General features: G+C 38.9%; 8 protein-coding genes and 1 pseudogene. 6 read left to right on the plus strand and 3 right to left on the minus strand.

The genetic code is table 11. From position 1 onward, the window contains the following. Positions 1 to 876: pseudogene (locus L1D46_RS10835) on the minus strand (histidine kinase); the annotation flags it as partial. A gap of 305 nt (positions 877 to 1,181) precedes the next feature. On the opposite strand from L1D46_RS10835, the gene L1D46_RS10840 reads away from it, so the two are divergent. Both L1D46_RS10840 and L1D46_RS10845 read left to right on the plus strand, forming a co-directional pair. After that, entirely contained in the window at positions 1,182 to 2,051 is an 870-nt protein-coding gene (locus tag L1D46_RS10840; RefSeq protein ID WP_130052803.1) for an ABC transporter ATP-binding protein, read from the plus strand. 221 nt (positions 2,052 to 2,272) lie between these two features. After that, positions 2,273 to 5,197: a M1 family aminopeptidase gene (locus L1D46_RS10845; RefSeq protein ID WP_239977550.1), complete on the plus strand. Its 2,925-nt coding sequence runs from the start codon at positions 2,273 to 2,275 to the stop codon at positions 5,195 to 5,197. A gap of 76 nt (positions 5,198 to 5,273) precedes the next feature. Here L1D46_RS10845 and L1D46_RS10850 read toward each other — a convergent pair whose 3' ends face one another. Continuing rightward, positions 5,274 to 7,532, minus strand: coding sequence for a TonB-dependent receptor (locus L1D46_RS10850; protein WP_130052801.1), 2,259 nt, complete (start codon positions 7,530 to 7,532; stop codon positions 5,274 to 5,276). Between the two features lie 263 nt (positions 7,533 to 7,795). Here L1D46_RS10850 and L1D46_RS10855 point away from each other — a divergent pair, with 263 nt between their 5' ends. The 4 genes from L1D46_RS10855 (at position 7,796) to L1D46_RS10870 (ending at position 13,947) form a co-directional block, all read left to right on the plus strand. Beyond that, positions 7,796 to 8,803, plus strand: a complete 1,008-nt coding sequence (locus tag L1D46_RS10855) for a substrate-binding domain-containing protein (protein ID WP_130052800.1) — start codon at positions 7,796 to 7,798, stop codon at positions 8,801 to 8,803. A gap of 101 nt (positions 8,804 to 8,904) precedes the next feature. Beyond that, positions 8,905 to 10,155, plus strand: coding sequence for an MFS transporter (locus L1D46_RS10860; protein WP_130052799.1), 1,251 nt, complete (start codon positions 8,905 to 8,907; stop codon positions 10,153 to 10,155). A gap of 9 nt (positions 10,156 to 10,164) precedes the next feature. After that, on the plus strand, positions 10,165 to 11,673 hold the full coding sequence (locus L1D46_RS10865; RefSeq protein WP_130052798.1) for a trehalase family glycosidase: 1,509 nt from the start codon (positions 10,165 to 10,167) through the stop codon (positions 11,671 to 11,673). 1,062 nt (positions 11,674 to 12,735) lie between these two features. After that, positions 12,736 to 13,947 (plus strand): sugar efflux transporter, encoded by a 1,212-nt coding sequence (locus L1D46_RS10870; RefSeq protein WP_239977551.1) that lies wholly within the window; start codon positions 12,736 to 12,738, stop codon positions 13,945 to 13,947. 57 nt (positions 13,948 to 14,004) lie between these two features. Here the strand turns inward: L1D46_RS10870 and L1D46_RS10875 are convergent, their stop codons facing one another. Further along, positions 14,005 to 15,090, minus strand: a complete 1,086-nt coding sequence (locus L1D46_RS10875) for a methyl-accepting chemotaxis protein (RefSeq protein ID WP_130052796.1) — start codon at positions 15,088 to 15,090, stop codon at positions 14,005 to 14,007. Between the last annotated feature and the right edge of the window lie 97 nt (positions 15,091 to 15,187).

Here is a 15,187-nt window from a genome sequence, read left to right on the forward strand (position 1 = left end):
GATAATGGGTGTAGAGATACTTAAAAATAAAAACATAAACTGATAATTGTACTTATTGATAATGTTTTGGCTGCCTCCCGGAGTTAGATTGGCGACATATGAGGGTAAGTCATTAACAGGTAATGTGAGCACAATAGCGACAAGTAATGGTGTAAAAATAACCATGCTAATTAAGCATGCAGATACAAAAATGAGCACTCCATGTCTGGCTAATAATTGACGTATTAAAATGTAACGATTAAATAAAAAAATGCCGTGAACGATAATTGCGTAGACCAGAAGCTGAGAAAAATACCAAATAAATTGATAATAGTTTGTAAGTAGCTTTTGAGTATCAAATATCAATGCGAATGGTTGATTTAGCAGGGGTGATTCATGGCTATTAAGTATGCCAGCCATGATAAACGCCCAGGCAAAACATATAAAAAAAACAACTTTATTTAATGTAAACAATGAGCTAATCCAACTGGTGAATTTAGATTTTTGGTTCTTCTTAAAACGTTGGGATGAAAGCCAAAATAAACTTGCTAGGCTGCAAAGTAACCAACATTGTTCTTGTAAGTAATGCCATTTATCATAAGTTGGCAAGCCGTTGCTTAATAGATAAGTGATTATTGGATAACCAATAAACCCTGACAACCACCACAATGAAGCTTGCTTTAAAGAGTGTTGAGATGCTATCCAGTGAGCGATTAAGAAGGGGATACACTCAAAAATTAGCTGTAAATTTACTGTTAGATAAGTACCTGGTGAATCAATTCTCAGGGAAAGATAACGAATATGGCTTTCAAGTAGTATCGCAGCGATTAATGGTAGTAAAGCAACCATGCTTTTTGTGTTTTTAGTTGATGATAAATAGCTAATAGCTGCCAGCAAAATCTACTCCGTTCATTTTTTATTTTTGCAACTTTACATTGTTGTTTTTTCGAACATTTATATATTACCCTAATTTCTAAATAATGTGGAAACTGAGGGCGTAACATACTGATAAAGGGTTACTAATAGATTTAGCTTAACGTTTTTATTGCTTTATTCATCCACATTTTGATGAAAGTTCTTTTTTTGATGACGAAAGCAGAATATTTGCTTTCATCATCAAACTTGACTCATTGATCATTACTTCATAGTAGCGAGCTTTGCCATTCCTTAATCTAGATTTGTGCTAATTAAGGAGCCAATAAATGCTAACACTTGAACATATTTCGAAAACATACCCTGATGGAACTCAAGCACTTAACGATATAACCATTGAGTTACCCAGCGGCATGGTAGGTTTATTGGGGCCAAATGGCGCTGGTAAGTCTAGTTTGATGAGAACCCTTGCATGCCTGCAAACTATTAATTCTGGCCGTATACAGTTTAGTGGCTTAGATATATTAAAAGACCCTGAAAAGTTACGTAAGCAACTTGGTTATCTACCACAACAATTTGGTGTTTACCCACATATAGGGTGTAGAGCACTACTTGAACACATAGCCATATTAAAAGGGCTTGAAATTAAAAAGACAAAGCAACAGATTGATGACCTGCTTACTGCGTTAAACTTAACTCAACATGCAAATAAAAGAGTCAGTCACTTTTCGGGGGGAATGAAACAACGCTTTGGTATTGCTCAAGCATTGCTGGGTGATCCCAGATTAATTATTTTAGACGAGCCTACTGCGGGGCTTGACCCGGCTGAGCGAGGGAGTCTCAATAACTTATTAGTTTCAATGAGTAAGAATCGACTGATTTTGCTCTCAACACACATTGTTGAAGATATAGAAAACCAATGTCACTTTGTGGCGATGATTAAAGGAGGTCAACTGATACAAAGTGGCCATATCGATACCTTAGTAAGTCACCTCAAAGGTAAAGTATGGACATTAAAAACTTTGCCAAACGAACTGCCCAAAGGTGCTTTAGTACTGAGCCAAAGTTATCGATATGGCAGGCCTGTCTTTCGAGTTTATGCCGCAGAACGCCCAACTATAGGAGCTGTTTTGGCGACAGAATCATTACAAGATAAGTACTTCTTTGAACTAAAATCTCAAAGAGGCGAATTATGTTAATAATTAATGAGTTAAAGTATCTTTTTCGTCAACCAATAGTTTGGGTGTGCTTGCTTATTGCGCCAAGTTTTGCATTTTCACTTTCTTCAGGGCTTGCAACAAGTAATGTTGACCCGTTACAGCAGTATCAATTGCATTTAGTGTCATTACACATGATGCAATTGGTTTTATTGGTTGGAGCATTATCGCCAGCAATTTTCTTACGTGATCACCTCTTTCATATGGACGAAATTATTGCTGTTGCATCAGTAAGTTCAAGACAAAAAAACTATGTTCGAATAGGTGGTTTTGTAAGTCTATTAATGATGGTTTCATTAAGCAGTACGTTGGTTATGAGTTTCGTAGATTTTCAAAATAATGGATTTAGTTGGCAAATACTTGGTTATACAATTTTTTATAGTGGTTTTGTTTTACTCATAAACTGTTTTTTACTTATTGCTTTGGCATTTTGGCTTTGTCAAAGGTTTCGAAGCTCAATGATTATCTATGCCGTTTTTGCAAGCATTTGGATAGCTTATTTGTTCGCTGCGAGTATAACGGGTAATCCAATTTTGGCAGGAAGTAATGTACTTAACGAAACGTTTTATCAGTTATTCATCTGGTTAGATCCATTTGCTTATACAACGGTAATAGCAAGTTTTAGCGAGTCGCAAAATATTCCTTTTTATATTAATCGTTTTGTTTGTTTTAGTCTGGCATTGGTTATTTTTACTTCCGCTGTTGGTTTGTACCCCCAAGCACATGCACGGGCAAAAAAAGCGGAGGAAAGGCATCTTGAGTCCGATTTTAGGCCTAACACTCACTATCAAACGGTAAAGCCTACATTTCGTCAAAGCTCGATTCTATTTGAGCTATATAAAGCTGCAATTTTAAATATCTTAAAACAACCAATAACAATCATTCTATTTTTTTTATGGCTAGGGTTGGTGTTTAATAGTGTTGCATCCTCCTCTCAGTATGCAGAGCCAATGAGTGTTATAAAAGCAACTAGCATTGATGCTGTTAATCAATATGCCTTTGATATGTATATATTGCTCGGGTGTTTACTGAGCGCTCTATGGAGTTGGCAACTTAGTTGTAATGCTAGGCACTATAAAGTAGCAGAGATAATTGCGGCAGCGCCTATTAAGACCGCTTCAATTTTACATAGCCAATTATTGGCAATAATGAGTTTGGTGTTTGTTTATTCGTTAATTGGCTTAGTTGGCGCATCTCTAGCTGAACTTTTTATTGGCAGTGACTTTGACTTCTATCAACATATTTATATTTTAGCTTTAATGGGGCTGCCGCTGGCTATTATTGCTTCAGTATTTGTATGTATTTTCAATTTAATGCGCTCAGAGCTCGTTGCATCTTTAGTGGTTTTGGCCATTTTGTTACTTAAATTTACTCCAGTAATGACTTATTTAGGGCTAACACACACGTTTTGGAGTGTAGCTTGGACACCATTGCAGCCGGCTAATGAATTTTGGGGCTATCGCGCAAGTTTAAGTAGTTACTGGCCTTATATTCGCGCATGGCTAGTGTTATTACTTAGTGTTGTGCTTGTTAGTCAGGCTTTTAATCATCGTGGTACAGGGTTGGGCCGCAGGGCTTTTAAAAGTAAAGATGCTTGGCTGTTAACACCTGCAGTTTTAGCTATCAGTTTATTTTGGCAGCTGCATGCTAATTTAATTTCAGAAAAGCCACTAAGTAACTCTCATAAACGAGAAAGATTTAAAGCAAACTATGAAAGAATGTTTACTGGTTGGAAATATAAAGCTCAGCCTAAAATCAGTCATATTGATGCAGAAATAGATTTTTACCCCTATAAGCAATCAGCACAATTTAACTTAACCTACTCATTTATTAATCCCCACACAAAACCAATAAAACAGGTATTGATAGGTCGCGCAGGCTTTTATCAATGGGCAGATATTAAGATAGAAGGAGCTGAGCAAGTCGCATTTTATCCATCGATGAATCAAGCTATTTACGAGTTTAAACCCGCACTCAAGCCATTTGAAACAAGGCAACTTAAAACACAATTTGAAGTTAAGCAAGCCAAATTATGGCCCACACAAGGGCATCAAATCATTACGCCTGAATTTAGTTATATTCGTTCTGTTCCACTTTTACCGACGCTTGGATATCAAAGAAACTATGAGCTAGGTGATGAGAAGTTAAGATTAGATTATGGCCTTCCACTCTATGTTAAAACACCACCTTCAAAGCTTTTTAATACTACATACCAAGTACCGGATAGCTATGAACGTATTACCATGAAAAGCAAGGTTATCACCGCAGTAGGTTATCAGGTCGTTTCACAAGGTAAAAATACAGAGCATATTATTGAAGGACAAAGAGCCGTTTTTAAATTTCAGACGACAGTGCCAATTAACAACTTACCTGCTTGGATGTCGTTTCCATTTGGAGCAACTGAGTTAATTTATGAGGGGGTGAAGTTACAGGTTTTTACTAAATCAAGAGCAATAGAAGCTGATCAAGATGCTGTAAAAGTTAACTTACAAGCTATGAGTGATACGCTTTCTTGGTTTAAGAGTAATCTTAATGCGTACAAAGGTTCAAAGCTCAGTTTGATTGACTCAACAGGTTTTGGTGGGACTGGGTATGCATTACCTGAAATTATTTTGATTGATAATAAAGTCGGTTTTAGAGCAAAACCAAGTGAGGGAGCAGGTTTTGATCAACGTTATCGACGTGCAGTACATGAAACGGCTCATCAATGGTTTGGTCATGATATTGGCAATAGTGTTCCTGAAGATAGCGCTTTTTTGATTGAATCATTAGCTAAATATATAGAGCTTGTGGTGATTGAAAAGCGTTACGGAAAAAAAGCTGTCGATGCATTAGTCAAATATGAAACTCAACGATATCAACAAGCTTCTAGGCTAGATATTTCGACAAAGCAAGCATTGGTAGATTCATCAAAAAGTTACGATCAGTATTCCAAAGCCACTCTTGTATTTGCAAAGCTTAGGAATGAATTTGGGGATGCAGTGATTGTGACAGCTTTAAAATCAGTATGGCAAAAATACGCATTTCCTAATCGACCAGCTACGTCAATGGATTTTATTAGAGCTTTACAAGAACAGCTTAATGAACAAGATAAAGACGTAATTAATAAACTTTTTTTGGAAGTATAAAAACAAAAAAGCCACAGGTTTTAGAACACTGTGGCTTGAGTATTGATTGCATAACAACCAAGGGAGTTAGGTGAGTTTAAAACTCATAGCTAATGCTTAAGCGTGTAGTACGAGGCATAATGTAACGACCATTCGGTGCGTCAGCATTACGAGGATCACCTTCAGTGATACCTTGCTCGTCAGTTAAGTTATCAACCGCTAACTGCACTTTAATACCTTCCATAGGTTCAACAATTAAACCAATGTCTACTTTTTCGTAACCTTCTAAAACAACCGTATTTTCGTTGTCGCCGAAGCGATCATCAACCGCTGAGATTGTGCCGTATAAGGTGGCATACATGTCGCTTACTTCAAAGTCATAGCTTGGTGTTACACGTACTTGCCATTTTGGCTGGCGTTGGCTTTCGTTGCCTTCGTTGCTCGGGCTTTCTGTTATCTCGGTTTCTTGAAGCGTTGAGTTTAAGTTAACTGAGAAACCAGATTCGTGGTTGTAGTTATAATCTAGCTCAATACCGTATGCTTCGTTTGTTAAGATTTCAGCGGGTACACCAGGGCGGCGAACAAAGGTGTCACCTTTTACTTCATTAGTGAATAAAGTTGCGTAGAAATCGGTGCTATCGGTAAGTAACTTATAACCAAACTCGGCTTGTGTTACTTCTTTAATTAACTTTTCGCCACCTTCGTATGCACCAAAGTTATCACGAAAATCATCGAAGTAAGGCATTTTATAACCGCGGTTTACACGAGCAAATACACCCATGTCATCGTTAATTGAGTAGTTAATACCTGTTGTCCACGATGTTTTACTTTCGTCATATTGAACTGACTTGTCGATTACGCCATCAAGACCTTCATCAACTGAGTATTCAACTTCGTGGCTTTCAAAACGAACACCCGCATCAAGTGTAAAGTCATCGTTGAATTTATACTGAGCGGTTGTATAAAACGCATTGGTGCGTGCATCACCTGTCGAATTGATATCGTAGTTAAAACCACAACCCTCAACACTTGCATTACACTCGATGCCGTCTAGCATTTCGCCGCCTGCTTCAAGTACGTGATACGCAGTGTTACCTAAGCTCCACCAGTCATTTGCTGATGTGCTTGCTGTGTAATAACCAAATGCTAGTGATAAGTTATCTAGCTTTTTAGCGAATGCTAAATCATTGGTGAATGCGCTAATTTCTTTTAAAACCACCCAACGGCCAAGTTGTTGAACCGCAGTGCCTGCATCGTATTCTGTGCCAGTTACTGCACCTGTTGCTGTTTCACCGTTATCAGCCACTGCACCAACCGTTGTTGCAGAGCCTGCCGGTACTAAGCCGTAAGTGTTTGCATCACCCTTGGTGATGTTGAAGCGATCTGTGAAGCTCCAACCGTTATCGAATTCAAGCTTAATGCTACCGCCTGAAACATGACCTTTCCAACCACGGCCTTCACCTAAATCGATTTGTTGCTCATCATTATTTGCGCCTGTGTAAATTATCGCTTGGCGATTTAAAGTACCCAGTTGCGTGTAGCTTGCATCAACACCATCAACATTTAGTGGCGTAGGTAAGTACCAAGCACCGTGGTCGTCTGTTTGACGGGTGTATAAATTAATGGTGCCGTTTTCTAATTCTTTAGTGATATTAATTGTGAACTGGCTGCCTTTTTCTGATGTAAAACCAGCATCACGGATACCTGGAGAGCTTTTAACATAACCTCCCACCATGAAATATAAATCATCAGAAATCTCACCACTAACCATAGCGTCAAGGCGTTGTAAGTCATAATCTGAGGTTGTGTATTTGAATACACCTTCGGTATCTTCACTACCACGCTTAAGGCGGAAGTTAGTTGTTAAACCAGGTTGGCCATTTGAAACAACAGGGTTTGGACCACCACGTAATGCTTCCATTGTTTCAATGGTTTCGTCTAAACGGAATAACGACGAGTTTTCTAAAAATGACAAAGTAGGCGCAGGGTAAATTGGCGAACCTTCAAGGCTTAAGGTTAAAAATGGTGCATCACCACCGCCAGGAAAACCACGTACAAATACGTTAGCACCAGATTCACCACCCGAGCTTTCTACCCACACACCCGGTACGGCTTTGAATAAATCAGCAGTACTTTTTGGTGATAATTTAACAATTTGATCAGCATCGATATTGGTAACGGCATAGCCTGCATCAATTTTACGTACGCCAATACCCGCTGGCGTACCAGATACAATAATTCGTTCAACTTTTTCTTTAGCTGGTTGCTCAGTTTGCTCTTCAGCCATAACTGTCTGGCCACTCAAAGCTAGCAAAATTGCAGAGGCTAGCGCACTGCGTGTGTATGTAGTTGTCATTGTGTGTTCCCATTTTTTATGTTGTTAAAAGCAATGTATTAGCGAATATTTTGAATTGTTAACACCTTGCTTTTATAAACCATAGAGATTTATGCAATCGTTTGCAATTTGTTTTTTCAGTTTTTTGTCCTTTTTTTACTCACAGAATGAGTTTGCCTGTTTATGCTTACTGAAAAAATATTATGCTTAATGGCGCAGCGATTTAGACAAAATGGTGGTATATTGCCAGCCTATGTTTTAAAGGAAGGCAGTGTTTCAGTTTCATGAACGATAGAAAATTAAAGTTAGCCGATCTTGCTAAGTTAGCCGGTGTTTCTACGTCGACAGTATCCCGTGCGCTCAATGATAACCCATTGATAAAAAAGGAAACTCGCGACAAGCTCCAACAGTTGGCAAAAAAACATAACTTTAGTTTAAACACTGCTGCTAGCCGCCTTCGAACCCAAAAAACCAATGTTGTTGCGGTTATTATTAACCTTGATGGTGATACAGAGCAGTCTATTAATGATCCTTTCTTACTTAAAATTGTCGGTGAAATAAATTTAGCGTTAAACAAATTTGGCTTAGAGTTATTACTTTCTAACTCATTTATGGCCAGTGATGATTGGGCTAATTACTTTATCAATAGCCGCCGCGCAGATGGCATTATTGTGGTCGGCCAAGGTAAAAGCCAAGCAAATATTGAAGCTGCAGCGAATGCTGGTGTTCCTTTAGTTGTGTGGGGCGATCCAAAAACACCCAGTAGTTACCCAATTGTTGGCAGCGATAATTATTTAGGCGGTCGCCTAGCGACTGAGCACTTATTGAAAAATGGCGCTAAAAACATTTTGTTTTTAGGCGACCCTGGGCATGCTGAAATTAGTGAACGGCATCGTGGTTATTTAGATGCCATTTCTGCAGCAAAAGCCACACCTCACGTACTCTCTATCGATATCACCAGTAGCGCTGCTTACAAAGGAATTAACCAATTATTGGTAGAAAAAGGGCTTTGTTTTGATGGCATTATGGCATGTAGTGATATGGTGGCTTTCGGTGCGATGAAAGCCCTGAAAGAGCGTTACATTAGCATTCCAAATGACGTTGCCCTTGTGGGCTTTGATGATATTGCTATGGCGGATATCAGTCATCCTTCGTTGTCGAGTATCAAGCAAAACACTCAACGTGCCTCAGTCATTCTTGTTGAAAAGTTGTTAGCTCAGTTAGCAGGGCAGTCGGTAGAGTCTCAAGTTGTTGAAATAGAACTAGTAAATAGGCAATCTAGTCAGCGCTAAACCTATTGAATGTTAGCGACATGTGTAATTTTAAATGCAAACGTTTGCATTTTATTTTTCGCTAAACTAGACTGAGTAAAAATAATCATAGGTTGAAGTGAATGAATCCTATAAGAATAACCATCGCGCTGGCATGCAGCTATTTTGTCTTTGCTTTAATGCTCAATAGTGTAGGCACTGTTATTTTACAAGCAATAAATAGCTTAGATGTAAGCAAAACACAGGCGTCTGTTCTTGAAGGATTTAAGGATTTAAGTATTGCTATTGTGTCATTTTTAGTGGCGTCATTTATTCCTCGCTTGGGCTATAAAATTGCCATGCTCGGTGCTTTATTACTGGTTGCAATTATGTGCTTAGTTGTACCGAGTATTGCTGAGTTTTGGGTATTAAAAGCACTATTTGCCGCAATTGGTTGCAGCTTTGCTGTGATGAAAATCTCTGTTTACTCTGTCATTGGTCAAGTGACTGATAATGCAAATAAGCACTCTGCTTTATTAAACACTATAGAAGGAGTGTTTATGCTAGGGGTGTTATCGGGCTATTGGATTTTTGCGTTATTTATAGATGCTGATAACCCGCAAAGTAGTCACTGGCTGAATGTATATTACTTGCTTGCAGTGATTGTTGCTGTAGCGTTTGTTTCAGTCATTGCAGCTCCAATAAAATCACCAGAACTAAAAACAAATCAGCAATCTCAGCTGCATGACTTTATTGATATGCTAAAGCTGGCCTATCAACCATTGGTGCTCATTTTCGTTGTAAGTGCATTTATGTATGTACTTATAGAGCAGGGAGTAGGCACTTGGTTACCTACTTTTAATAATCAAGTTTTAAAATTACCCGTAGATGTAAGTATTCAACTTGCTAGCTTGTTTGCTGCGGCACTGGCGCTGGGCCGTTTAGTGGCAGGGCAAGTACTTAGGTTTATTAGTTGGTTTAGTTTATTAATGGGCTGTTTGGTCGCTATGGGTGTACTTGTAGTGTTGGTGCTGCCTTTAACTCATGATGTTGATGGTAGCCAAGTGAAAAGTGTTTTTGATGTGCCTTTTGCTGCATATATGTTGCCGTTGATTGGCTTTTTTATGGCACCGATTTACCCATTACTTAATTCTGTGATGCTTAGTTCTTTAGCGAAATACAAGCACGCCGCTATGACTGGCTTAATCGTCGTTTTCTCTGCATTAGGTGGCACAACGGGCTCAATTATTACGGGCTTTGTATTTGATAAGTTCAGTGGTCAACACGCGTTTTATCTGACATTAGTGCCAATAGCCTTGCTATTAATTACTGTTTCAGTATTTAAAAGAATCACCTTACAGCCACAGTATTTAGAAGCATCAAACGTAAAATAAGGGATTATCATGAATTTCGTTAATAGCCAACTATTTAAAGACGTACAGTTAGCAGAAGTGTTTGCTGATTCAAAAATGTTTGCCGATGCAGTGCCAAAATTGTCTTGGCAAAGTGCGTGCGAGTTATATCAACTTGTTGGGCCTTTAAAAGGCGATGAACTACGAGAATTTGTGATGTCGAATTTTATATTTGCTGATCAATCTATTCCTAGTGCCACATTAGATTCCACATCAGTTAAGCAATATATTCTTGATTTATGGCCACACCTACATAGAAATGCCGATACTGATTTAGCAAGTTCACTTATGCCATTGCAATTTGATTACATTGTACCAGGTGGCCGTTTTCAGGAAATTTATTACTGGGACAGTTACTTTACAGCACTTGGTTTAGAAGATATTGAAGACTTAGCAACTATTGAAGCAATGGTAAATAACTTTATTGACCTGCAAAAGCGTAATGGCTGTATTCCGAATGGTAACCGTGTTTATTATAGCTCACGCTCACAGCCTCCTGTTTTAGCGTTGATGTTAGCGATGCTGTGGGATGCTAAATATAAATTTGAGGCTGATTTAACTTGGCTGGCAAACGCTGTAAAAGCACTTGAAGCAGAGTATCAGTTTTGGATGACTGGCTGTAACGACCTTAGCATTGAAACGCCTGCCATTAGGCGTGTTGTTAAAATGCCTAATAAGGCTATTTTAAACCGCTACTGGGATAGTGCGGCAACACCTCGTCCAGAGTCATTAAAAGAAGATTTACATGACGCTGAAGGGCTAACAACTGAGCAGCAGCAAAGCTATTTCCAGCATATTCGTGCTGCATGCGAGTCTGGCTGGGATTTTAGTAGCCGTTGGCTACGCGATCATAGTGAGCTCAAAAGTATTGAAACAACCAATATCATACCGATTGATTTAAATAGCTTATTGTATAATGCAGAACACACTTTAGCTCGCTTCTACCGTTTACTTGGTGCAGAGCAACAGAGTCAGTCCTTTGCTGAGCTTGCTACACTTCGCCTAGATACTATCAATACCTATTGTTGGAATTCTGAGGCAGGTGTTTACCGTGATTACAACATTCGACTCAATCAGCAAAGCAGCGTTGATTCAATGGCAATGGCCGTTCCTTTGTTTGTTGGTGCTGCATCTGTACAACAAGCCCAGCAAGTAAAACAAAAGCTGATGAGTGAGTTTTTAAAACCAGGTGGTTTAGTTACAACATTATGTAGTACTCCACAACAATGGGATAGCCCTAATGGCTGGGCGCCGCTGCAATGGTTTGCTGTAAAAGGTTTAACTGATTATGGTTTTGTCAGCGAAGCACAAGCGATTATGAAAAATTGGTTGAGCATGATTGAAATGCGTTTTGCAGAGGATAAATGCCTGCTTGAAAAGTACAATGTGTGTGAATTAGTCAGCCGTGCAGGTGGTGGTGAGTACACAGTGCAACAGGGGTTTGGTTGGACAAATGGCGTAACATCACGTTTTTATAAACTACTTGATGACAACCTTTGAGCTGTTTGTTCAGATCACGATTTGAAATTTATAGTAAGTGTGTCTGAAGGCATACTTACTATTAGATAAAATTTTTGATTTATTTCGTTCATTGAGACTGTTTTGTATATTTATTCATAAAGTACAATGGAATACATAGTATTAATAGTCCCAGCCATTGCCATAATGGAGCAAAAACAAACACCAACGCTGATTGTGCGTCATGAGAAAAATAAATTGAACCTAAGGTCACAATACCAAATAAGACACAAATGATAGTGACAATAAATGAGGCAATCTGTGTCATTCTTGTTTTACTGTGTTCAACCATCCACGCCATTAACAGGTAAGGTGAAATCCCCCATAGAACGAAGCCAATTGGAAGGCTTTGTGAACTGTCAAAATTATCAATGGTTATGAGTACAGTAATAATTATGGCTAGAACAGTGAGGGAATAAGCGCATTTGGAGAAAGTAATCCATTTCATAAATAAACTTAATTGACTGAATGCTATAGGTATTTACCTCTGATGGAGAATTAAGCAGAAAGTTCAATACATGGCCTTTTATTGTTTTGCTTTATTGACCTGCTAGCTCAAACAGAGCGGCAATGATTAAGTTTTCGAGATTTTTACTCGCAGCTACCCCTATGCATCCTTACCACGAGTATTAACCACACACTTAGGAATATATTTACATGCAAAGCGTTGCCGTTTTGAATTACATGAACGTCTTCAAGTAATACGCTGCAACGAGAGGATGTTGTAAAAGAGTTTTGGGTATAACCCACAGCTACATCATTGTCTTTAGTGAATGTTGAAGCGCTGATTATAAGAGTAGGTGTGTAAATAAATTTCATATAAACCTATTCATAAGTCGTCAAGGCATTTGCATTTTATAGCAGTCTTTATGTGAAGTTTTTTTATTAGGTAATGCTGAGCGCTTTTATTAGTGTAATAGACTTTAACTATTAAATTCACGTGTACTTTAATTTGTATTACAAAATGAAGTTCTCATTAAAACTGTGTATAATTTGCGCCCTTTAAATTATCTATTCACTTGTTGTATTGATATGGGGTCGTTAGTGAAAGTATTGTTTAAACAGCATGGTGTAATATTTATTCTTCTAAGTATGCTAACAGGGTTAATGGGGGCATTCGTTAACCCTTTGATGAGCTTATTTATAGTTGAAGGGCTGCAAACACCGCCCATTTATTTGGGGGTTTATATGGTGTCGGTAACCATTACGGGTTTAGTTATCAGTCAGTGGCTGGGTGGCATGGCTGATAAAGGCACAAGTGCACGTAAGTTATTTATGGTGGCTGTAGCAGGCATGATGTGCGCGTTAGTGACCTTTGCAAATGCCACTGCATTTTGGCAAGTGCTACTCGCAGGTGTGTTATTTCTAGCGATGGGAAATGCGGCAATCCCGCAAATGATGACGGTTGCACGACAATGGGCTGGACGTCAACAGAATATAGACATTACCAGCTTTAATTCGCGTTTACGTGCTGCTATCTCATTTGCTTGGGTGGGAGGCCCTCCGCTGGGCTATATGTTAGCTGCAGGGGGGGAGTTTAGTCACTCGTTTTACTTCGCTGCATTTTGCGCTTTGATTGCGCTAATCTTTGCATTTAAATTTATTCCTGATTACAGCACTAAAAAGTCACAATACAGTTTAGAGCCTGCAGCCGCAGCGAGTTTATCATTTTGGTTGTTAGGCTTATCGATAATGCTTGGTTCAACGGGTAATATTATGTATTCATCGGCACTGCCACTTTATAGCATTACTGAACTTGGGTTTGCTGAACATACCCCAGGACTGTTTATGGGGGTCGTGGCACTGTTAGAAATTCCTATCATGCTGTATGGAGCAAAACTAGCTAAAAAATACAGTAAAGTCTCGATGCTTGCGGTGGCATTTTGTTGTGCTATTGTATTTTATTTAGGAGTTTTTTTTGCCACTCAAGTGTGGCATTTAATCGCGCTGCAAGTATTGAACGGCCTGTTTTACGGTATTTTTGCAGGCATTGGCTTAACCGTATTACAAGATCAGCTTCCTGAGCGAATAGGGTTTACCTCAGCGTTTTACACGAACGCCATTAAACTTGGTGTTATGTGCGGGGCAGGGGCAACAGGCGTTATTGCACAGTTTTATAGTTTTAGATTCGCCACTCTTGGCTCTATGCTAGCTGCAAGTTTAGCCCTTGGATGCTTAATGTTGTTTAGCTATGTGAAGCGCCAAGAACAACAAAGTGCTGTAATGCCGGTGCTGCAAGAAGGTTTAGTTGAGTAACTTGCTTAAATAGATCAAAAAACCGAGCATCTGAGCTCGGTTTTATTATTTTTGTAATTAGCCGTTAGCGATTTGATCAAGTATATGCATGACACGCTCACTTGCTGCTTCCATTTTATTAATGTGATTAATAGCTGCGTCTTTATTGCCTGTTTGTAGCATCACTAACGCTTCAACACCATTACGGTGCACTTCACGGTGTGGCTCTTCTAATTGACGATAAGCATTGAGCTGTTTAAAGCCATTTGATTGTTCAGAGTTATACCATTTACCTAGTCTACACATGGTATGATCTGAAAAGTCATCAATCGACTTGTTACTTGTACCATTGGCAACCGCATATACTTCACCTTTCCATACAATATGGTCTAGTTTTACAGTTTGCACAAATGAGCGAGTAGCGGCATTAATAATAGTTTCTTTCATTGAATTGCAGTGATTCATGATCGAACTATAGTCGTTGTTCAAGGTATCAAAGCTTGTTGAAAGCTGGGTGTTATTTTGCTGAATATCTTCAACCGAGGTGACAGTTTCACCCGTTTTGTTAATGATTTCTTTTACTAAATCAGACACTTCTTGTGCTGATTTATTCGTGTTGGTAGCAAGCGTACGTACTTCATCAGCAACAACACTAAAGCCACGACCAGCCTCACCAGCACGAGCTGCTTCAATGGCGGCGTTAAGCGCGAGTAAGTTGGTTTGATCTGAAATTTTTGAAATGGTTGATACAAAGGTATTGATGCTATCGGCCATATCAGACAAGCCAGTAATGTTGCTGGTCATGCTCCCCATTTTGCCTGCCATACTCGCCATTTCACTGACGATATGCTGCAGCGCATTATTTGAGTCATTTAATAGTTGACTGATCTGTAAAGTGACTTGGCTTTCTTCTTCAATAACAAGGTATGAGTCGAGAACAGTTTGGCGTACGCCCTCAATTTGCGTGATACATTCAATCGAACTATTCAATAAATTAGCAAGGAACAGTTGATCTGCATCATCAGCATGATGATGTAATTGAGCTTCTAAGCGCTCGTTTTCATCACGCAGAACGTGATTGTCGGCTTTGAGTGCCTCAACTTCAGCTAATAGCGCGTTGTATTGATCTTGGAGTAAAGAGTGGCTTTTGCGTGAGACAAACATGCATGTTCCTAATTCAAATGGTTAAACCAATTCGCAATAATACTTAATCATTTTAAGGGATTAATACTTGTGGCGCACGTTGATTATAGAACAAAGT

This window comes from Pseudoalteromonas sp. Isolate3 (assembly GCF_022398505.1).
GTDB classification, from domain to species: Bacteria; Pseudomonadota; Gammaproteobacteria; order Enterobacterales; family Alteromonadaceae; genus Pseudoalteromonas; species Pseudoalteromonas apostichopi.

Bases quoted from the DNA above. Each gene is read 5' to 3' on its own strand.
- L1D46_RS10865 (WP_130052798.1), top strand. From the start codon at position 10,165: ATGAATTTCGTTAATAGCCAACTATTTAAAGACGTACAGTTAGCAGAA.
- L1D46_RS10845 (WP_239977550.1), top strand. From the start codon at position 2,273: ATGGACGAAATTATTGCTGTTGCATCAGTAAGTTCAAGACAAAAAAAC.
- L1D46_RS10840 (WP_130052803.1), top strand. From the start codon at position 1,182: ATGCTAACACTTGAACATATTTCGAAAACATACCCTGATGGAACTCAA.
- L1D46_RS10855 (WP_130052800.1), top strand. From the start codon at position 7,796: ATGAACGATAGAAAATTAAAGTTAGCCGATCTTGCTAAGTTAGCCGGT.
- L1D46_RS10875 (WP_130052796.1), bottom strand. From the start codon at position 15,090: ATGTTTGTCTCACGCAAAAGCCACTCTTTACTCCAAGATCAATACAAC.
- L1D46_RS10860 (WP_130052799.1), top strand. From the start codon at position 8,905: ATGAATCCTATAAGAATAACCATCGCGCTGGCATGCAGCTATTTTGTC.
- L1D46_RS10850 (WP_130052801.1), bottom strand. From the start codon at position 7,532: ATGACAACTACATACACACGCAGTGCGCTAGCCTCTGCAATTTTGCTA.